This window comes from Pararhizobium mangrovi, assembly GCF_006516965.1.
Taxonomy (GTDB): domain Bacteria; phylum Pseudomonadota; class Alphaproteobacteria; order Rhizobiales; family Rhizobiaceae; genus Pararhizobium_B; species Pararhizobium_B mangrovi.
Genome location: NZ_VHLH01000020.1, coordinates 37,345 through 57,359, shown reverse-complemented (window position 1 = coordinate 57,359; position 20,015 = coordinate 37,345). Strand labels below are relative to the sequence as shown.

The 20,015-nt window shown below is 63.9% G+C and carries 15 protein-coding genes; 11 read left to right on the top strand and 4 right to left on the bottom strand.

Going from position 1 to position 20,015, the window contains the following annotated elements; translation table 11 throughout:
* The first annotated feature begins 123 nt into the window (after window positions 1-123).
* On the top strand, window positions 124-405 hold the full coding sequence (locus FJU11_RS11375; protein ID WP_141167172.1) for a YrhK family protein: 282 nt from the start codon (window positions 124-126) through the stop codon (window positions 403-405).
* 95 nt (window positions 406-500) lie between these two features.
* Here the strand turns inward: FJU11_RS11375 and FJU11_RS11370 are convergent, their stop codons facing one another.
* Window positions 501-734 (bottom strand): hypothetical protein, encoded by a 234-nt coding sequence (locus tag FJU11_RS11370; protein WP_235890997.1) that lies wholly within the window; start codon window positions 732-734, stop codon window positions 501-503.
* A 207-nt stretch (window positions 735-941) separates the two neighbouring features.
* Here FJU11_RS11370 and betC point away from each other — a divergent pair, with 207 nt between their 5' ends.
* The 4 genes from betC to betA all read left to right on the top strand — a co-directional run bounded on the left by betC (window position 942) and on the right by betA (window position 6,356).
* A complete protein-coding gene (betC, locus tag FJU11_RS11365; protein ID WP_141167170.1) occupies window positions 942-2,474 on the top strand; it encodes a choline-sulfatase in 1,533 nt (510 codons plus the stop codon).
* Window positions 2,464-3,120, top strand: a complete 657-nt coding sequence (locus tag FJU11_RS11360) for a glutathione S-transferase family protein (RefSeq protein ID WP_235890996.1) — start codon at window positions 2,464-2,466, stop codon at window positions 3,118-3,120. The genes betC and FJU11_RS11360 overlap by 11 nt, the downstream gene beginning before the upstream one ends.
* A gap of 5 nt (window positions 3,121-3,125) precedes the next feature.
* Window positions 3,126-4,589: a betaine-aldehyde dehydrogenase gene (gene betB / locus FJU11_RS11355; RefSeq protein ID WP_141167200.1), complete on the top strand. Its 1,464-nt coding sequence runs from the start codon at window positions 3,126-3,128 to the stop codon at window positions 4,587-4,589.
* A 117-nt stretch (window positions 4,590-4,706) separates the two neighbouring features.
* On the top strand, window positions 4,707-6,356 hold the full coding sequence (gene betA / locus FJU11_RS11350) for a choline dehydrogenase (protein ID WP_141167169.1): 1,650 nt from the start codon (window positions 4,707-4,709) through the stop codon (window positions 6,354-6,356).
* 79 nt (window positions 6,357-6,435) lie between these two features.
* On the opposite strand, the gene FJU11_RS11345 is transcribed toward betA, so the two are convergent.
* Entirely contained in the window at window positions 6,436-8,211 is a 1,776-nt protein-coding gene (locus tag FJU11_RS11345) for a putative bifunctional diguanylate cyclase/phosphodiesterase (protein ID WP_141167168.1), read from the bottom strand.
* A gap of 227 nt (window positions 8,212-8,438) precedes the next feature.
* Here FJU11_RS11345 and FJU11_RS11340 point away from each other — a divergent pair, with 227 nt between their 5' ends.
* Window positions 8,439-9,176, top strand: coding sequence for a phosphoadenylyl-sulfate reductase (locus tag FJU11_RS11340; RefSeq protein ID WP_141167167.1), 738 nt, complete (start codon window positions 8,439-8,441; stop codon window positions 9,174-9,176).
* On the opposite strand, the gene galE is transcribed toward FJU11_RS11340, so the two are convergent.
* The gene (galE, locus tag FJU11_RS11335) at window positions 9,161-10,177 is read right to left on the bottom strand and encodes a UDP-glucose 4-epimerase GalE (protein ID WP_141167166.1); all 1,017 of its coding nucleotides are present in this window, start codon (window positions 10,175-10,177) and stop codon (window positions 9,161-9,163) included. The two genes, FJU11_RS11340 and galE, sit on opposite strands and share 16 nt — an antisense overlap.
* 230 nt (window positions 10,178-10,407) lie before the next feature.
* Here galE and FJU11_RS11330 point away from each other — a divergent pair, with 230 nt between their 5' ends.
* Complete coding sequence (locus tag FJU11_RS11330; protein ID WP_141167165.1) at window positions 10,408-11,766, top strand: phosphohexomutase domain-containing protein; 1,359 nt, start codon at window positions 10,408-10,410, stop codon at window positions 11,764-11,766.
* A gap of 9 nt (window positions 11,767-11,775) precedes the next feature.
* Here the strand turns inward: FJU11_RS11330 and FJU11_RS11325 are convergent, their stop codons facing one another.
* A complete protein-coding gene (locus tag FJU11_RS11325) occupies window positions 11,776-13,824 on the bottom strand; it encodes a hypothetical protein (protein WP_141167164.1) in 2,049 nt (682 codons plus the stop codon).
* A gap of 280 nt (window positions 13,825-14,104) precedes the next feature.
* Here FJU11_RS11325 and FJU11_RS11320 point away from each other — a divergent pair, with 280 nt between their 5' ends.
* The 4 genes from FJU11_RS11320 (at window position 14,105) to cysN (ending at window position 19,968) form a co-directional block, all read left to right on the top strand.
* Entirely contained in the window at window positions 14,105-15,073 is a 969-nt protein-coding gene (locus tag FJU11_RS11320; protein WP_141167163.1) for an NAD-dependent epimerase/dehydratase family protein, read from the top strand.
* Window positions 15,074-15,209: 136 nt separating this feature from the next.
* Window positions 15,210-16,571, top strand: a complete 1,362-nt coding sequence (locus tag FJU11_RS11315) for a UDP-glucose dehydrogenase family protein (protein WP_141167162.1) — start codon at window positions 15,210-15,212, stop codon at window positions 16,569-16,571.
* Window positions 16,572-17,173: 602 nt separating this feature from the next.
* On the top strand, window positions 17,174-18,070 hold the full coding sequence (gene cysD / locus FJU11_RS11310) for a sulfate adenylyltransferase subunit CysD (protein WP_141167161.1): 897 nt from the start codon (window positions 17,174-17,176) through the stop codon (window positions 18,068-18,070).
* Window positions 18,070-19,968 (top strand): sulfate adenylyltransferase subunit CysN, encoded by a 1,899-nt coding sequence (gene cysN / locus FJU11_RS11305; protein ID WP_141167160.1) that lies wholly within the window; start codon window positions 18,070-18,072, stop codon window positions 19,966-19,968. Before cysD ends, cysN begins: the two co-directional genes overlap by 1 nt.
* Window positions 19,969-20,015 lie beyond the last annotated feature (47 nt).

Here is a 20,015-nt window from a genome sequence, read left to right as displayed (position 1 = left end):
TACGGGCGGACGCTTTCGCCCGCCGATGGAACCTCGCACCCATCCATCGCTTTCGCTCTCGCGACACGCCATCGACGCCTGCACCAGGCTCGTTCCCATCCAACCGAGCCTGCAGGAGATGCCATGCGACTCTTCGATCCCGCCAATAGCGAGCAATCCGGCGAGCACAAGCGCCTCTTCGCGATCTACGAGGTCTGGTACACGGTGGTCGATTTCCTCGCCGCCTTCCTCTTCCTCGTCGGCAGCGTTCTCTTCTTCTGGAAGAGCACGGAGACCATCGCCATCTGGATGTTCGTGGTGGGCTCGTTCTTCTTCGCCCTCAAGCCGACAATCCGGCTCGCGCGCGAACTGCACTACATGGCGCTCGGCGACTACTCGTTCCTGGCCCAGCGCGACAAAGGGTGAATGGGCGGGCCGTCAGATGTAGCGAGCTGCCTTCAATGCCACGAAGATCACAGCAACGATCGCGAGCGGCAGCACGGTATAGAAAAGACCGAGGCTCATTTGAGATCTCCAAGGACCAAATGTGCCGTCAAATGTAAGGCGATCGCACTCAAAAACCAAGCGACGACGATGAACGGCGTCCAGACGCCCAGGCTCTCTGCGACGCGAACATTGCCGTAGATCTCGCTCGCGGCCGGAGCGAGGACACCGACCGTCAAAAAGGCCGTCGACAATCGATCGAGCGCATTTGCGATCATCCTCGTACGCTCGTTGGCGATATCGACAACCATGTTCCGTTGCATCCTCGTTCGGCGATGTCTCTTCAAGCAAAGCGCCATGATCATCGTTCATGCGAACGCCTGTGTCATCACGCCAACGGTTGAGATCCAAGCACGCGGACGATCCATCCCCCCGATTTTTGATTGAACGCGCGATCAATAAAAAATAGACAGGGAAGGAAAGACCACCCCGACAGTGCGAAGGAGGGACGCCCGACGATGCCGACCACTCGCCCCAACATCCTCGTCATCATGGTCGACCAGCTGAACGGAACCTTCTTTCCCGACGGCCCGGCCGACTGGCTTCACACGCCGAACCTGAAGAAGCTCGCTGCCCGCTCGACGCGCTTCGCCAACAACTACACGTCGTCGCCATTGTGTGCGCCGGGCCGCGCCTCGTTCATGGCCGGCCAGCTCCCGAGCCGCACCAAGGTCTACGACAACGCCGCCGAATACGCTTCCAGCATCCCGACCTATGCCCACCATCTGCGGCTCGCCGGCTACTCGACCTGCCTTTCTGGCAAGATGCACTTCGTCGGCCCCGACCAGCTCCATGGCTTCGAGGACCGGCTGACGACGGACATCTACCCGGCCGATTTCGGCTGGACGCCGGACTACCGCAAGCCGGGCGAGCGCATCGACTGGTGGTACCACAATCTCGGCTCGGTCACGGGTGCGGGCGTTGCCGAGATCTCCAACCAGATGGAGTACGACGACGAGGTCTGTTTCCAGGGCGTTCAGAAGCTCTACCAGCTCTCGCGCGAATCCGAGGACGAGAACCGCAAGCCGTGGAGCCTGACGATCTCGTTCACGCATCCGCACGACCCCTACGTCGCGCGCAGGAAGTACTGGGACCTCTACGAGGATTGCGAGCATCTCGACCCGGAAGTCGGCGAGATCCCGTTCGAGGAGCAGGACGCGCACTCCAAGCGCATCTTCCTCGCCAACGACTACGAAAAGTTCGACATCCAGCCGGAGAACGTCCGCCGCTCGCGCCGGGCCTATTTCGCCAATGTCTCCTATCTGGACGACAAGGTCGGCGAGATCCTCGACGTGCTCGAACGCACCCGCATGGCGGACGATACGGTCATCGTCTTCTGCGCCGACCATGGCGACATGCTCGGCGAGCACGGCCTGTGGTTCAAGATGAGCTTCTACGAGGGCTCGTCCCGCGTGCCTCTGATGATCGCCGCTCCCGGCAACGAGCCCAAGCGCGTCGACGAACCGGTCTCGAACCTCGACATCCTGCCGACGATGACGGACCTCGCCGGCATCTCCATGGAAAGCATCATGCCGTGGACGGACGGAGAGAGCCTTGGTCCCGTCATGCGCGGTGAGGCGAAGCGCGAAAGCCGCGTCGAGATCGAATACGCGGCGGAAGCCTCCTACGCCCCGCTCGTCGCGATCCGCGAGGGCAGATACAAGTTCATCCATTGCGAGCTCGACCCGCCGCAGCTCTTCGACCTTAAGGCCGATCCGAACGAGGTGAACAACCTTGCCAGCGACGAGGCGAACGCGACGCTCGTCTCGGAATTCATGCAGAAGGTGCGTGCGCGCTGGGACATGGAAAAGTTCGACGCAGAGGTGCGCGAGAGCCAGGCCCGGCGCTGGATCGTCTACGACGCGCTTCGCAACGGCTCCTACTATCCGTGGGACTTCCAGCCGCTCCAGAAGGCCTCCGAGCGCTACATGCGCAACCACATGGATCTCAACGTACTCGAGGAACGCCAGCGCTTCCCGCGTGGCGAGTAAGGATGCCATGATCACCGTCTACGGACGCGCGACGTCCTCCAACGTGCAGGCCGTGATGTGGGCGATCGCCGAGCTCGGCCTCGACCACGAGCGGCTGGACTATGGCGGGCGGCACGGCGGAACCGACACGCCGGAATTCTTGGCGATGAACCCGAACGGTCTCGTGCCGGTCGTGCGCGACGGCGATCACGTGCCGATGTTCGAGGCCGGTGCCATCATGCGCACGCTCGCCACGGCCTACGGCTCAGCCCCCTTCTGGCCTGCCGAGCCGTACGAGCGCGCACCGGTGGACATGTGGGCGGAATGGGCGAAGACCACCGCGTGCGCCGCCTTCACCGGACCGATCTTCTGGGCGGTCGTGCGCACGCCGAAGGAAAAACAGGATCCGGGCGCGATCGCGCGAGCGGTCGAGCGCTTCGACCGCGTTCTCGCCATCGCCGAGGACCGCCTGTCGAAGAACCGCTATCTCGCCGGCGACGACTTCACGATGGCCGACATCCAGTTCGGCCACATCCTCTACCGCTATTTCGACATCGACATCACGCGCCCATCGCGACCGGCGCTCGAGGCCTATTACGAACGCCTGACCGAGCGCCCGGCCTATCGCGATCACGTGATGGTTTCCTACGACGAACTGAAGGCATGACCGCAATGCGCGCACAACCGCAAGCCTCCCACTTCATCGCCGCCGGCTACGAGGAAGACACCGCCGGCGCCGTGATCGAGGATATCTATCCCGCCACCGGCGAAACGATCGCGCGCGTGCATTCCGCCACGCCCGAGATCATCGAGAAGGCCGTCGCCGCCGCGCGGAAGGGCCAGGCCAAATGGGCAGCGATGCCGGCCGTCGAGCGCGGACGCTGCCTACGCAAGGCCGCAGATATCGTCCGCAGCCGCAACCGCGAACTCTCCGAACTCGAAACGCTCGACACCGGCAAGGCGCTGCAGGAGACCCTCGTCGCCGATCCGGAATCGGGCGCGCAGGCGCTCGAATACTTCGGCAGCGTCATCGCCGCACACAATGGCGAGGCGATCGATCTCGGCGGCGACTTCGCCTATACCCGCCGCGAGCCGCTCGGCATCTGCGCCGGCATCGGCGCCTGGAACTATCCGATCCAGATTGCCTGCTGGAAGGCCGCCCCGGCGCTCGCCTGCGGCAACGCGCTGATCTTCAAGCCGTCGGAACTGACACCCCTCTCCGCGCTCAAGCTCGCCGAGATCTTCATCGAGGCCGGTGTGCCGGCGGGCGTCTTTCAGGTCGTCCAGGGATATGGTGACGTCGGCGCCGCACTCACGCGCCACGAAGCGATCGCCAAGGTCTCGCTGACGGGCTCGGTCCCGACCGGCCGGAAGATCATGGAGGGCGCGTCCTCGCATCTGGCGCAGGTGACGCTCGAACTCGGCGGCAAGTCGCCGCTCATCGTCTTCGAAGACGCCGACATCGAGGACGCTATCGGTGGCGCCATGCTCGGCAATTTCTATTCCACCGGCCAGATCTGCACGAACGGCACGCGCGTCTTCGTCCAGCGGAACGTGAAGGACAGGTTCCTCGACCGCCTCGTCGAGCGCACGGTCAAGATCCGGCTCGGCGACCCGATGAACGAGGAGACCCATCTCGGCCCCATCGTCAGCGCCGCGCAGCGCCAGAAGGTCGTGGACTACATCGAGAGCGGCAAGGCCGACGGCGCCCAGCTTCTGACCGGCGGCGGCATCCCGAAGATGCAAGGGCTCGACGACGGCTTCTGGATCGAGCCGACCATCTTCGCCGACGTCACCGACGGCATGACGATCGCGCGCGAGGAAATCTTCGGCCCCGTCATGTCCGTGCTGGATTTCGACGACGAGGACGAGGTGGTCGCCCGCGCCAACGATACGCAGTTCGGGCTCGCGGCCGGCCTCTTCACCAAGGACATCACGCGCGCCCACCGCGTCATCGCCAGGCTCGATGCCGGTACGTGCTGGATCAACACCTACAATCTCACGCCGATCGAGATGCCATTCGGCGGCGTCAAGCAGTCCGGCATCGGCCGCGAGAACTCGCGCGCCGCGCTCGAGCACTACAGCCGCATCAAGTCCGTCTACGTCGCGAGCGGCCCGGTCGACAGCCCGTACTAGAGCATTTCTAAAGCCGGACTGATCCAGTCGGGCGTCGCGAACGATGCGCAAACAAGGAGACGGAGCGCGCGACCTGGTTCGATCCGGTCGCAAAGCGCTCTCAGCAGGATTCATCTCATGGAAGCGGATTTCGTCATCGTCGGCGCCGGGTCAGCCGGGTCGGCCCTCGCCGCGCGCCTTTCCGAAGACGGCAAGCATTCGGTCATCGTGCTGGAGCATGGCGGCACGGATTTCGGCCCCTTCATCAAGATGCCGGCCGCGCTTTCCTACCCGATGAACATGGCCCGCTACGACTGGGGCTACAAATCCGAGCCGGAGCCGCATCTCGGCAACCGCCGCATGGCCGCCCCGCGCGGCAAGGTGATCGGCGGCTCCTCCTCGATCAACGGCATGGTCTACGTCCACGGCCACGCGGAAGACTTCAACCATTGGGCGGAAAGCGGTGCGACCGGCTGGTCGTTCGCCGACGTGCTTCCCTACTTCAAGCGTCAGGAGACTTCGCATGGCGGTGAAGAAGGCTGGCGCGGCACGGACGGTCCCCTCCACATCCAGCGCGGCCGGTTGGAAAACACCCTCTTCCAGGCCTTCATCGATGCCGGCGGCCAGGCCGGTTTCGAGCTGACGGACGACTATAACGGCTCCAAACAGGAAGGCTTCGGCCCGATGGAGCAGACGATCCATCAAGGCCGCCGCTGGTCGGCCGCCGAAGCCTATCTCAAACCAGCCCGCAAACGCGACAACGTCAAGCTCGTTCGCGGCCTTGCTCGACGCATCGTCATCGAGGACAAGCGCGCCACGGGCGTCGAGGTCGAGCGCCGAGGGCGCAAGGAAATCGTCTCGGCGCGCCGGGAGGTGGTCATCGCCGCCTCGGCCTTCAATTCGCCGAAGCTTCTCATGCTCTCCGGCATCGGCCCGGCCGAGCATCTGAGCGAACATGGCATCGAAATCGTCGCCGATCGTCCTGGCGTCGGCGCCAACCTGCAGGACCATCTCGAGGCCTATATCCAGCAGGAATGCACGCAGCCCATCACGCTCTATTCCAAGCTGAACCTCTTCTCGAAGGCCTTGATCGGCGCGCAGTGGCTCTTCTTCCGTTCCGGCCTCGGTGCGAGCAACCAGTTCGAGGCCGCGGCCTTCCTGCGCTCCAAGGCCGGCGTGAAGTATCCGGACATCCAGTACCATTTCCTGCCCGTCGCCATTCGCTACGACGGCAAGGCGGCGGCGAAGGCGCACGGCTTCCAGGCCCATGTCGGGCCGATGCGCTCGAACTCGCGCGGCACGGTGCGCCTGCGCTCGGCAAACGCGAAGGAAGCCCCGGTCATCCGCTTCAACTACATGAGCACGGAAGAGGACTGGGCTGATTTTCGCCACTGCATTCGACTGACGCGCGAGATCTTCTCGCAGAAGGCCTTCGATCCCTATCGCGGCCCAGAGATCATGCCGGGCGAGGACGCGACCAGCGACGAAGCGCTGAACGCCTTCATCCGCGACGAGGTGGAAAGCGCCTACCACCCCTGCGGCACCTGCCGCATGGGCCGCGCCGACGATCCGCGATCCGTGGTCGATCCCGAATGCCGGGTCATCGGCGTCGAAAACCTGCGCGTCGCCGATTCCTCGATCTTCCCGCGCATCACCAACGGCAATCTGAACGGCCCGTCGATCATGACCGGCGAAAAGGCCGCCGATCACATCCTCGGCCGCCAGCCGCTGGCGCCTTCGAACCAGGAACCGTGGATCAATCCGCGCTGGGAGACGTCCGACCGGTAGTCGATAGCGGGACGATCTTCGCCGTTCGCGGCGTTCGCCATGCGGCGGTCCGAGACCGTGCCGGCCCCGAGCCGGTCGGTCAGCCGGCCAGTTCGTGCGGCCGTTCTCCGCCGGCGATCCAGTCGCGTTCGAGATCGGCGACCGGCAGCGCCTTGGCGTAAAGGAAGCCCTGCGCCTCACGGCATCCGCGTTCACGCAGGAACGCTGCCTGCGCTTCTGTCTCGACGCCTTCCACCGTAAGGTCCAGATCGAAGCCTTTGGTGAGCCGGATCACCGAATCGATGATCGCCCGATCCGCTTCGCTCGTCTCGATGCCGCGCACGAAGCTGCGATCGACCTTGAGCCGCGTCAACGGACAGGTTCTCAAAGCGGAAAGCGATGCGAAGCCGGTTCCGAAATCGTCGAGTGCGATGCCGACGCCCATCTCCTTGAGCGTTTCGAGCTGCTGCTTGATATGCGTCTGGCGATCGAGCGCGATCGTCTCCGTCACCTCCAGTTCCAGTGCATCCGGCGGGAGGTCGAATTCACCGAGAAGCCTCTCGACCTGATCGGGCAGCGTACGCGCGCGGAACTGGATGCCGAAGAGGTTCACCGCCATGCGGAAATCCGATGCGCCGAGCGTGCGCATGCGCTTGGCCTGACGGCACCCGTCGCGCAGGATCCATTCGCCCATGCGCTCGGCGAGCGCGCTCTTCTCGAGGACCCCGATGAAAGCCGCGGGAGCGATGAAACCCTGATAGGGGTACTTCCAGCGCAGAAGCGCTTCCGCTCCGAGGAGGCTGCCGTCGGCGAGGTTGACCTGCGGCTGGTAGTGCATGACGAACTCGTTCGATTCCCACGCATCCTCCAGTTCCAGTGCCACGTTGCCGCGATCGATCGCACGGCTGCGCATCGACTGGTTGAAAAGGTGAACGCGCCCGCGCCCATCGGCCTTGGCGCTGTAGAGCGCGAGATCTGCGTTTCCGAGAAGTTGGACGGGCGAGATCCTCCCTTCCGAGCGGAGCGCCATGCCGATACTCGAACCGAGACGCAATTCCTCGCCGTCGATCGCGATCGGCTCGCAAATGTGCTCGATGATCCTCTCGGCAAGCCCGCGGCCGGCGAGCGGATCGGCGCTGCCATCGACGAAGACGACGAATTCGTCGCCGCCCAGACGCGCGGCGAGGCCGTTGCCTTCGGCGACGGTCGCGAGCCTCGTGCCCACGGCCTGCAACACGCGGTCGCCCACTGCGTGGCCGAGCGTGTCGTTGACCTCCTTGAAACCGTCGAGGTCGACGAGGAGCAATGTCGCTTCGTCACCCGCATGCTCCATCGCACGCTGCAGTGTCTGGCGGTTCAGGAGGCCGGTAAGCGCATCCAGATTGGCGTCGTGCAGGTGACGGCGAAGCTCCATGCGCTCAACGACGAAACCGGCGAGCGTGCCGAGCATGCTCGTCTGCTCGCGCGAAAAGGTCCGCAGCCTGCTGTCGAAGATGCACAGTGTGCCGACCCGCGTACCCTCGGGCGTTATGAGCGGCGCACCGGCATAAAAACGCACCCCGTTCGCGCCCTTGACCAGCGGGCTGTTGCGAAAGCGCGGATCGATGCCTGCATCGGGCACGACGAAGACTTCGTCGCTCTCGATCGTCACCGTGCACATCACGTCCTCGCGCCGGTTGCGCGAGACGAAGTCGCCGACACGCGATACTGCGTGCCACGTCTCGTCGACGAAGGAGACGCACACATTCGGCATGTCGAAGATGCGCGCGGCAAGCTCGGTGATCTGGAGGAAATCGTCCTCGCCCGTCGCCCCCGCGGCGCGGTAGGCGGCAAGGACTTCCTGGCGAATGGTTTCGCAGTCGGTTGTGAGGGCCATGATCGGAGATACGGCTGACGTTCGGAGCGGATCGTTGGGTTGGCCCAACAACTAATCCGCGTGGGTTAACCCTTTCTGATTTTCGCGCCGAACCGGACGTTTCGCGTCGTCACGATAATTTGAAAAACTGCTCTAACGGGCCCGTGTTCCATGCAGGTCCGTTTCTTGGCCGTCGCACGATCTGCTGTCACCGTATCGCGCATATCGATCCCCTTGGTGATTTTGCGATGACCCCCGTGAACGCAGACACAGCATTCGAACTCGGCCGTACGCTACCTGCCCTTACCCTCGACGCGCGGCTCGTGCGGATCGCGGCGATCGCGCACCGCGCTGTCATGACGACGAGCCTCGGCGTCGAGGACCAGGTGCTGACCGCCGCCATCGCCGGTGCGGCTCGCGGGATCCATCTCGCGACGCTCGACACGGGAAGGTTGTTCCCCGAGACCGAGGCGCTGCTTGCCGAGACGCGGGTACGCTACGGGCTCGACATTGTCGCCTATCGCCCGCGTGCGGAAGATGTCGAAGACTTCACCGCCCGCTACGGCGTCGATGGCTTCTATGGAAGCCGCGAGGCGCGCCATGCCTGCTGCCACGCGCGCAAGCTCGTGCCCCTTGCCCGCGCCCTCAAGGGTGCCGACGTCTGGGTTACCGGGCTACGACGCGACCAGTCGGGCGCGCGCGCTTCGACGCCGTTTGCCGAATGGGACGGCGAACGGGGCCTTCTCAAGGTCAACCCGCTCGCGGACTGGTCGGGCGAGGACGTACGTGCCTATGTCGCGGCGCACGACGTGCCGGTCAATCCGCTGCATGCGCGGGGATATCCCTCGATCGGCTGCGAACCGTGCACGCGCGCCGTCAAGCCGGGCGAAAGCGAGCGGGCCGGACGCTGGTGGTGGGAGCGCGACGACACGCGCGAATGCGGCCTGCACGTCGCAGCGAAGGTGCCTGCTTACGCCTCGTCGTAGCCGTTCGGGTTCTTCGACTGCCAGTTCCAGGTGTCCGCGCACATCTCCCGTACCGAACGTTTCGCCTGCCAGCCGAACAGCGATCCGGCGAGCGCTGGATCGGCATAGTATTCGGCGATGTCGCCCGGCCGCCGCTCGACGATCTCGCAGGGAATCTCCCGGTTCGACGCGTGGCGGAAGGCTGCGACCAGTTCGAGAACGCTCGTCCCCCTGCCGGTGCCGAGATTGACGGAGAAATGGCCGGGACCGGCGGCCAGATGGTCGAGCGCGCGCACGTGCCCTTCTGCCAGATCGACGACGTGGATATAGTCGCGCACCCCGGTGCCGTCGGGGGTCGGGTAGTCGTTGCCGAAGACGCGCAGATGCGAAAGCTTGCCGCCGGCGACCTTCGCGACATAGGGCATGAGATTGTCGGGTATGCCGGAGGGCGCCTCGCCGATCGCACCGCTTTCGTGCGCGCCGACCGGATTGAAGTAGCGAAGCGTGGCGATGTGCCAACCGGCCTCGCTTCCGGCGAGATCGGCGAGAATTTCTTCCACCATCGCCTTGCTGCGCCCGTAGGGGCTCGCCGGCGCGAAGGGATGGTTTTCCGGGATCGGCAGCACCTGCGGCTCGCCATAGACCGTCGCCGAAGAGGAAAAGACGAAGGACCGCACGCCGCTCGCGCGCATCGCCTGAAGCAGCGACACGGTGCCGGCGACGTTCACCTCGTAATAGTCGAGCGGTTCCGCGACGGACTGGCCGACCGCCTTGAGACCGGCGAAATGCACGACGGCCGTGCAGCCGTAACGCCTGAGCACGGTTTCCATGAAGGCCCGGTCGCGCACGTCGCCACGTTCGAGCGGAACGTGCCTGCCGGCGAGTGCGCAAACCCGCCGCAGCGATTCGGCGTTCGCGTTGACGAGGCTGTCGACGACGACCACCTCGTTTCCCGCTTCGAGCAGCGCCAGCACCGTATGCGAGCCGATATAGCCCGCCCCGCCGGTCACCAGGATCGTCATCGTCGTCGGCCTTCTTCGCATGGCATGCCGTGTCCGGCTTTCGCCGCGACACTGCCGCAAAGAGGCGGACGGGTCCACTGCCTTCGCACAGTTCGCCCGTTCGCGCGAAACGCTTGTTTCGCACGACCCTTTGAGCCGTTGCAACGGCCGACTGGAGGGCCTACGGCGATCTGAGGACATACGATCAGTGGACATACGATCAGCGGACAGGCAAGCGGAGGAAGGAAACGATGGCTGCCCCCTTCAAGGCCTACGACGTGCGCGGCTCGATCCCGGGCGAGATCAACGCCGCCTTCGCCTATCGCTTTGCACAGGCGGCAAGCATGCGCTTGCAGCCTTCGGCGGTCGTGCTCGGCCACGACATGCGCGCCGACAGCCCCGCACTTGCGTCTTCCCTTGCTCAAGGGTTCCTGGACTGCGGCGTCGACGTCCTGCCGCTCGGACAGTGCGGTACGGAAGAAGTCTATTTCCATACCGCGCGCACGGATGCCGATGCCGGCCTGATGGTGACGGCCAGCCACAACCCGGCAAGCGACAACGGCATCAAGATGGTGTTGAAGGGTGCCACCGCCGCCACCCGCGACAATGCCTTCGATGGCATCGAGGAACGGGTTCGCCAGTTCGGCGACCTCGCTCGTGTCCCTGTCTTTTCCGCCCGTGGCGGACTTCATCCCGTGCTCGACCGTACGCCCTACATCGAACGCCTGCTCGAAAGGGTCGCCGATCGCGATCTCGTGCCGCTGACCATCGTCTGCCATGCGGGAAACGGATGTGCCGGGCCGGTTATCGACGCGCTGGAGCCGTATCTGCCTTTCACCTTCGTGAAGGTCGACCACGAGCCCGACGCGCGCCTGCCGAACGGCGTGCCGAACCCGCTCCTGCCGGACAAACGCGACCGGGCGAGCCGTGCCGTGATCGAAACCGGCGCCGACCTCGGCATTGCCTGGGACGGCGACTTCGACCGCTGCTTCTTCTACGACCACACGGGCCGCTTCATCGAGGGCTATTACCTCGTCGGCCTGATCGCGCGCATGGTGCTCGCCGGCGAACCGGGCGCCACCATTCTTCACGATCCCCGTCTCGTATGGAACACTGAGGACATCGTCGCGAAAGCCGGCGGCACGGCCAAGCCGTGCCCCGTCGGCCACGCCTTCTTCCGTGCCATGATGCGCGACGAAGACGCCGCCTATGGCGGTGAGATGAGCGCCCATCACTATTTCCGCGAATTCGCCTATTGCGACACCGGCATGCTGCCGTGGCTCGCCATTGCGGCGGAAATCTCGGCGACGGGAACGAGGCTTTACGACCTCGTGCAGGAGCGCATCGAAGCGTTTCCCTGCTCGGGCGAAGTCAATTTCACCGTCGACGATCCGGAAACGACACGGTGGCGAATTGCCGAGCACTACCTCGCCGCCGATCCCGAGATCGAAGAGATCGACGGTCTTTCGATGGCCTTCGACGACTGGCGCTTCAACCTTCGCAGTTCCAACACCGAACCGCTCTTGCGTCTCAACGTGGAAACCCGCGCCGACGGGGGATTGCTCGAAAGACGGCTGGGCGAGCTCTCCGCCCTCATAAGGGCGAAGTAGGCAGCCGGCTCAACCGGCCTGCGCCGGCTCTTCGAGCGGGACGAAGTATTCCTCGGCAAGCGGGCGAAGCTTTTCGAAATCCACGCGGCCCTCGAAGCCCGAACGAAAGCGGTCCTGGAAGAGATCGCGATCCTGAGGCACGTTTTCCCGAAAGTTCTTCTGCGGGTCGTTTTCCATCAGCACGCATTCGCGGCAGTAGACATAGGCATCCTCGACGCGCGCGATCACCGATATCTCGTTGTCGGCCTTGTGCGCCCGGTAGCCCGGGTACAGAAGCGCATCGTCGTAGACGGTGCGCACCCATGCGCGCCGCACCAGCCCGAAGGAGGCAAGCCGGCCGTGCCATTTGCCGCAGTTGAAGGCGAGCAGGCCTTTGCCGGTTTCCTTCAGCCGGTTCAGTCCCTGCTTGAGCCAATCATAGCCCGGAACCGCGTCCTCGGCGAGATAGACCACGAAGGGTGCCTGCGTCGCCGCGAACGCGCGATTGACGACCGGGATGAAGCCGTCGCGGTCGGCATCGTGGAGAATGAGGACCGTCGTCTTCACGCCCGCGCGCGCAACGAGCCGGCGCGCGGTGACGAGCGCCTTGTCCAGATTGATCGCCGGCATCAACACCACGACCTCGTCGTTTGCCGACTCCGGCCCGAACGTGGGTGCTGCCGCGTTTTCGATCCGGATTCCGGTCTCGACGGTACCGACGGATACCGCTTTACCGGGAACATATGTTCGTGGCCGCATGGATGCGGACGGGCTGGCGGGAACGTCGAAATCCTCCATTTGTCTGCGCTTATAGAGGTCGTCGTCCTCTGCAGCAGCGCGCGCGGCATCTGCCGACGGGGTCTCGATGCCGTGCATGTCGGGCTCGACGAGCACGCCTTCCGGCGAGCGGACAAGCGTTCCCGCGCGCCGGGCGCGTTCGGCGATTTCCGACAGGGCGACGGCAAGCGAGCGGTATGAATTGAAAAACCTGGCTTCCCCGTAAAGCCCGGCGCAAAAGGCGTTCCGGATCAGTAGAACTTCCGTCGCGGCATCCACCGATCCATCGGATCCGCCGAAGCGACATACGTCGCCACCGCTTTCGTTCAGGGTAGCATGTGCCTGTTCGAGCCAGTCCCGGCTTGGGACCACCGTATCCGAAACGACGACGAAGAATTCGGGGCTGAAACGGACAACGACGGCCTCGACAGCACTCCGTAGCGAGGCGATCTTTTCCAGTTCGAGCAGCACGACCCGGCTCGGCCTGCCCGCCCGTTCGAGAAGCATTGCAGCGGTCTCGATCGCCACGGTGACATCGTGGACGAGCATGACGATCAGCGTCTCGGGAACTTCGTTCTCGTCCTGCGATCCCGCAACGTCGGAGCGGACGGTGCGCGTACGCACCGTGTTCCTCTTCTTGACGGTCGAATTTTCGACGAGGATCAGCCGCTCCGGTAACACGGCTACCATTCGGGTTTGCGCCGCGCGCGAGCGGGTCTCGCGACGGGCGTCGAAGAGTTCACACATCAGCGCATAGGGCCTGCGGCCGTTGAACTCGCGATCGATGAATACCGCGCTCACACCGCGCAGCAGCGTCGCGGCCTCCTGCCCGGCATCCGGTGCCGGCAGCGCCTCGCGCTGCTCGTAGAATCCGAAACTGCCGTATCCCGCCCCACCGAGGAAATCGTCGACCTCGCGTATGCTCCAGCCAGCCTCCCCGGCTCCGTCATCTGCGCGTGTCCAGGGGACGTTCGCCACGACGATACCGATCGGTCCGACCGAAAGTTCCGGTTCCAGCGCGTTCATCACCGGCTGCACCAAGCGTTCGTCGTAAACCGCAAGCACGACGTCGTCGAAGGTGACGGCGATCAGATCGCGGATTTCGTCCAGGCAGGCATCGAGCGTGACGGTCCCCTCACGCCCCTCCTCATCTTTGCCAATATGGAACGAACGGCTCTCGCGCAGCTCGATGGACTGGCTCTCCAAGGCCCGGGCAAGACGCGTTGCGCCGTCGCCGACCTCGATGCACACGACCCGCGTACGGCAGAAATAGGGAGCGATTGCGCGGGCGACATCATCCATTCCAAAAAGCCTCTCTGCAAGCATCGAACCGGACACCACACGCGAAGCATGGCGAAAAGACGTAAGATCGCAAGGCGGCGACGTCTCCGATTTGAGCTCGCCGCCGCATCGCGAAACGGTTCGTAGAAGCCGGTTCGCTTCACGCCTCGCGCGTCCGTTCATCGCAGATTGGCAATAAGGCAGTGTTAATTGCCATCGCCTAGCCTAAAAGGACCCGCAACCTTTTTCCGGCACGACGTAGCGCACGTCCAGTCTTCGCCGTTTCAGATCGAGATCACTATTGACGACACTGGTTACCGGCGCCGCCGGCTTCATCGGATATCACGTCTCCCGTCACCTGCTCGAGCGCGGTGACCGCGTCGTTGGTATCGACGATCTGAATCCCTATTACGATGTTGGGCTCAAGACGGCCCGGCTCGAAGGCCTGCGTCGATACGATACCTTCGCCTTCAATCGCGGCGACATCGCCGAAGAGGGCGTTCTTCGCGATGCCACGCGCGACGAGCACATCACGCATGTCGTCCATCTCGCAGCACAAGCGGGCGTACGCCATTCGATCGACAACCCGCACGTCTACGCGCGCTCCAACGTCGTCGGGCACCTTCAGGTGCTCGAATATTGCCGCCACAACGCAAGCCTCCAACACCTTGTCTACGCCTCGTCGAGTTCCGTCTACGGCGGCAATACCAAGGTCCCCTTCTCCGAGGACGACCGCGTCGATACGCCGGTCTCGCTCTACGCCGCCACGAAGCGCGCCGACGAACTGATGAGCGCGAGCTACGCCCATCTCTACGGCTTTCGCCAGACGGGCATCCGCTTCTTCACGGTCTACGGTCCCCTGGGCCGGCCCGACATGGCCTACTGGCTCTTTACGGAAGCCATGCGCCGGGGTGCGCCCATCCGCCTTTTCGATGCCGGGCGGGGCAAGCGCGACTTCACCTATATCGACGATGCCGTGAAGGGCGTGCTGTCCATTCACGACAGTCCCCGCGATGCCTCGCGGCCGGCGCACGCCATCTACAACATCGGCAACAACCGGCCCGAGCCCGTCGGCAAGATGGTCTCGACGCTGGAATCGCTGCTCGGCGTCAAGGCGAAGATCGAGGAACTGCCGGCCCAGCCGGGCGACATGGCGTATACCGCTGCCGATATCGACGCGATTCAACGCGATTTCTCCTTTTCGCCCGACACGCCGCTCGAGACCGGTCTCGAGGCGTTCGTATCGTGGTACCGGGATTTCTGCGGTTGATCGCCGCGATCCATCGACATGCGCCGGACACTCCATTAGAGCGTCGCGGTCGATGCTCGACTTGTTCGAGGCGAAGAGGCCGGGGGCTTTCGGACGTCCCTCCACCAGGATGCACAGCTTCTAAAGGATCCATACCGTGAAGATCACCATTTTCGGCACCGGTTACGTCGGGCTCGTCCAGGCAGCAGTGTTCGCGGATGCGGGCTACGAGGTCATATGCGTGGACATCGACGAGGCGCGCGTCGCTCGGTTGAAGGCCGGAGAAGTGCCGATCTTCGAGCCCGGCCTCGGCACGCTTCTCAAGGACAATGCCGAAGCGGAGCGACTGACCTTCACTACGGACGCCCCCGCCGCGATCCGCGCGGGAGAGGTCATCTTCATCGCCGTCGGCACGCCGTCCGACGAGGATGGATCCGCGGATCTGCAATACGTGCTCGCCGTCGCCGCGACGATCGCCGAGCATATGGAGGAGCCACGCATCGTCGTGACCAAGTCGACGGTTCCCGTCGGCACCTCGGCCAAGGTGCGCGCCGAGATCGCACGCGTGCTCAAGGCGCGCGGCCGCGAAGATCTGGACTACGACGTCGCCTCGAACCCCGAATTCCTCAAGGAGGGTTCGGCCGTCGCCGACTGCACGAAGCCCGACCGCATCATCATCGGCGTCGACCGCGCCGATAGCGGCCAGCGCCTGCGCGAGCTCTACGCCCCGTTCAACCGCAACCACGACAAGATCATCCTGATGGATGTCTACAGTGCGGAAATGACGAAGTACGCGGCCAACTGCATTCTCGCCACCAAGATCAGCTTCATGAACGAGATGGCGAGCCTCGCCGACATCCTCGGCGCCGACATCGAGAAGGTGCGTCTCGGCATCGGCTCGGATCCGCGCATCGGCTATCAGTTCATCTATCCCGGCATCGGCTATGGCGGATCCTGCTTCCCGAAGGACGTCAAGGCGATGATCCATACCGCCGAAAGCGTCGGCTTCGACGCCGAGGTCCTGCGTTCGGTGGAAGATCGCAATGCCAAGCAGAAGCGCATGCTCTTCGACAAGATCACGCGCTATTTCGACGGCGAACTCGCCGGGCGCACCTTCGGCCTGTGGGGTCTCGCCTTCAAGCCGAACACCGACGACATGCGCGAATCCCCTGCCCGCGTTTTGATGGAGCTGCTCTGGGAAGCGGGAGCGAAGGTGCGCGCGCACGATCCGGAAGCAATGGAGGAATGCCGCCGAATCTACGGCGAGCGGGACGACCTCGTCCTGTGCGAGCAGCGCGACGACGTTCTAACCGGCGCCGACGCGCTGATCCTCGCCACGGAGTGGAAGAACTTCCGTGTTCCCGACTTCAAGCACATCAAGGCGACGCTCACCCATCCCGTAATCTTCGACGGGCGCAACATCTACGACCCGGCCGTCGCCGCACGCTACGGCTTGAACCTCTTCGGCGTGGGACGCGACAGCGCCAGTCGCGCGGTACGCGAGTCGATCGGCAGCTGAGATTGGTTGCCCGGTCGTCTTCGCGGCCGGCCTGAAACCCGGTGACCTTGGTCGTCTCCGCAAGTCCCGCGACGTCGACAGCCCGGAGCGGGACCGGCACGACGTGTGTCTCATACCAAAGGCCCTAACCATCGACCGTTCTGGCGTATTGCCGGTCGGCGATTGTTTGAATGCGTTCTGGATCGTCTGCGAAGAAGTCCAGGCGTCGCAGCAGCATTGAACGATGTCTCGTAGCAGTCGAAGACGCTGATTGCGAGGCAGTCAGGGTGCGGACAAGCGACGATCCACGCCTTCCAGAACGAGCGCGATCGCAAGCATGCGCCGCGCCGCCTTCGCATCCGAACTTTGCACCACCGCTTCGCAAAGAACCGCAGGCGGATAGCACGTTCGGGTAATTTCTACCGCCATCGGAACCTCCCGTGATCCGACGGCAGTGGATCAGTTCAGTTATCCTATGAAAATCCTTACGGGGTCACGGACAGAGGCCGTTGGTACCAGACTTGTCCGGGCCCGATCGAGCCGTTAGACATGCTGTCCATACCGTCCTTCATGTCTCCGGTCGAAGACCGTGCATCTTTCCCCGCTCGACGTATGAGAGCCGAATGCAAACCCATCTCCAGCGTCTCGAAGCCGAGTCGATCCATATTCTCCGGGAAGTCGCCGCGACCTTCGCCAAACCGGTGATGCTCTATTCCATCGGCAAGGATTCGGCGGTCATGCTGCATCTTGCCATGAAGGCGTTCTATCCCGCGAAGCCGCCGTTCCCGCTGCTGCATGTCGACACGACGTGGAAGTTCAAGGAGATGATCCGCTTCCGCGACGAGACGGCAAAGCGCCTCGGGATCGACCTGATCGTCCACATCAACGAGGATGGCGTTCGTCGGAACATCAATCCCTTCGACAGCGGTTCGAACCTCCACACGCACGTCATGAAGACGGAGGCGTTGCGCCAGGCACTCGACACGCACGGCTTCGACGCTGCCTTCGGCGGTGCGCGCCGCGACGAGGAAAAGTCGCGCGCCAAGGAGCGGGTGTTCTCCTTCCGCAATTCCGGCCACGCCTGGGACCCGAAGAACCAGCGTCCGGAAATGTGGAAGATCTTCAACACGCGCATCGGCAAGGGTGAATCGATCCGCGTCTTTCCTCTGTCGAACTGGACCGAGATCGACATCTGGCAGTACATCCTGCAGGAAGACATTCCCGTCGTCCCGCTCTATTTCGCCGCTCGCCGCCCGATCGTCGAGCGCGACGGCATGCTGATCATGGTCGACGACGACCGGATGAAGCTTCACCCCGGCGAGACGATCCAGGAGCGGATGGTGCGCTTCCGTACGCTCGGCTGCTATCCCCTTACCGGCGCGATCGACTCCCCCGCCGACACGGTGGAGGCGATCGTCGGCGAGATGCTGACGGCGCGCACTTCGGAGCGTCAGGGCCGCCTTATCGACCGCGACGAGGCAGGATCGATGGAAAAGAAGAAGCGCGAGGGGTATTTTTGATGCCGGCCGAACCTTCCGCCGACGAAGCAAGCCTGCGCACCGAGCTCGGCCGGCAGCCAAACAAGTCGCTCCTGCGCTTTCTCACCTGCGGTTCCGTCGACGACGGCAAGTCGACGCTGATCGGCCGCTTGCTCTACGACACGAAGCTGATCTTCGAGGATCAGCTTGCAGCCCTGGAACGCGACTCGCATCGCTACGGCACGACGGGCGACGACATCGACTTCGCCCTCCTTATCGACGGTCTTGAGGCCGAACGCGAACAGGGCATCACCATCGACGTCGCCTATCGCTACTTCGCGACGGCGGCACGCAAGTTCATCGTCGCCGACACGCCCGGTCACGAGCAGTATACGCGCAACATGGCGACCGGCGCCTCGACGGCCGACGTCGCCGTTCTCCTCGTCGATGCGCGCAAGGGCGTGCTGACGCAAACGCGCCGGCACAGCTTCATCGCTTCGCTGCTCGGCATTCGCCACGTCGTGCTTGCGATCAACAAGATCGACCTGATGGACTATAGCCGATCGCGTTTCGACGAGATCGTCGAAGATTTCAACGCGATCGGCGCTGAAATGCGCTTCGAATCCGTCGTCCCGATCCCCATGTCGGCGCGCCACGGCGACAATGTCACCGCCCGCTCCACGCATATGCCATGGTACGACGGGCCGACCCTGCTCGAGCATCTCGAACGGATCGATGTCGAGGAGGATCTCGCCGCCGCGCCGTTCCGCCTGCCCGTGCAGTACGTCAACCGGCCGAACCTCGACTTCCGCGGTTTCGCCGGTGCCGTGGCGGCAGGAACGGTCAAGACGGGCGACACGGTCGCGGTCGCGCTTTCTGGAAAGACTTCCCGGGTGAAGGCGATCTTCACGCCGCAGGGGGAAGCGACGGAAGCCGAAGCCGGCGAGGCCGTGACGCTTCAGCTCGAGGACGAGATCGACGTCTCGCGCGGCAGCATGCTCGTCGCGCCGCAGACGCGCCCCCATGTCGCCGACCAGTTCGCAGCCGAAATGATCTGGTTCGACGACCATCATCTCCTACCCGGCCGTTCCTACATCCTGCGGACGGAAACGCAGCAGGTGAACGCGACGGTCACGGACCTGAAGTTCAAGACCAACGTCGACACCATGGCTCACGAGGCCGCCAAGGCTTTGGAGATCAACGAGATCGGCACCTGCACGCTGTCCACGCAGACCGAGATTGCCTTCGATTCCTACGGTTTCAACCGTTCAACGGGCAGCTTCGTCCTCATCGACCGGATGACCAACGCGACGGCCGGCGCCGGGCTCTTCCGCTACCCGCTGCGCCGTTCGGCGAACGTGCGCTGGCAGGCGCTCGAGATGGACCGCGCGGCGCGCGCGGAGATCAAGCACCAGAAGCCCGGCGTGATCTGGCTGACGGGCCTTTCCGGCTCCGGCAAGTCGACGATCGCTAATCTGCTCGACAAGCAACTCTACGCGCAGGGTCACCACACCTATGTCCTCGACGGTGACAATGTCCGTCACGGACTCAACCGTGACCTCGGCTTCACCGAGGCCGACCGTGTCGAAAATATCCGCCGCGTCGCCGAAGTGGCAGCGCTGATGGCCGATGCGGGCCTTCTGGTGATCGTCTCCTTCATCTCCCCCTTCGAGGCAGAACGCCGAATGGCACGCGAGCGGTTGCCGGCGGGAGACTTCGTCGAGGTGTTCGTCGACGCCCCGATCGAAGAATGCGTGCGCCGCGACCCGAAAGGCCTCTACGCCCGCGCCCAACGCGGCGAAATCGCCAACTTCACGGGCATCGATTCACCCTACGAAGCGCCCGAGAACGCGGAAATTCATTTGCAGACAAAAGGGACGTCGCCGGAAGCAAGCGTAGAGTTCCTGATACAATGGCTTCGCGACAATCGCTTTATGTGAGCGTGGCCCGTCCGATAAAGCCAGAGTGTAAAAGCGCTCAGGTCCGA

Coding starts and splice junctions, on each gene's coding strand:
- FJU11_RS11375 (WP_141167172.1), top strand. CDS start 124: ATGCGACTCTTCGATCCCGCCAATAGCGAGCAATCCGGCGAGCACAAG.
- FJU11_RS11370 (WP_235890997.1), bottom strand. CDS start 734: ATGGTTGTCGATATCGCCAACGAGCGTACGAGGATGATCGCAAATGCG.
- betC (WP_141167170.1), top strand. CDS start 942: ATGCCGACCACTCGCCCCAACATCCTCGTCATCATGGTCGACCAGCTG.
- betB (WP_141167200.1), top strand. CDS start 3,126: ATGCGCGCACAACCGCAAGCCTCCCACTTCATCGCCGCCGGCTACGAG.
- betA (WP_141167169.1), top strand. CDS start 4,707: ATGGAAGCGGATTTCGTCATCGTCGGCGCCGGGTCAGCCGGGTCGGCC.
- FJU11_RS11345 (WP_141167168.1), bottom strand. CDS start 8,211: ATGGCCCTCACAACCGACTGCGAAACCATTCGCCAGGAAGTCCTTGCC.
- FJU11_RS11340 (WP_141167167.1), top strand. CDS start 8,439: ATGACCCCCGTGAACGCAGACACAGCATTCGAACTCGGCCGTACGCTA.
- galE (WP_141167166.1), bottom strand. CDS start 10,177: ATGACGATCCTGGTGACCGGCGGGGCGGGCTATATCGGCTCGCATACG.
- FJU11_RS11330 (WP_141167165.1), top strand. CDS start 10,408: ATGGCTGCCCCCTTCAAGGCCTACGACGTGCGCGGCTCGATCCCGGGC.
- FJU11_RS11325 (WP_141167164.1), bottom strand. CDS start 13,824: ATGGATGATGTCGCCCGCGCAATCGCTCCCTATTTCTGCCGTACGCGG.
- cysD (WP_141167161.1), top strand. CDS start 17,174: ATGCAAACCCATCTCCAGCGTCTCGAAGCCGAGTCGATCCATATTCTC.
- cysN (WP_141167160.1), top strand. CDS start 18,070: ATGCCGGCCGAACCTTCCGCCGACGAAGCAAGCCTGCGCACCGAGCTC.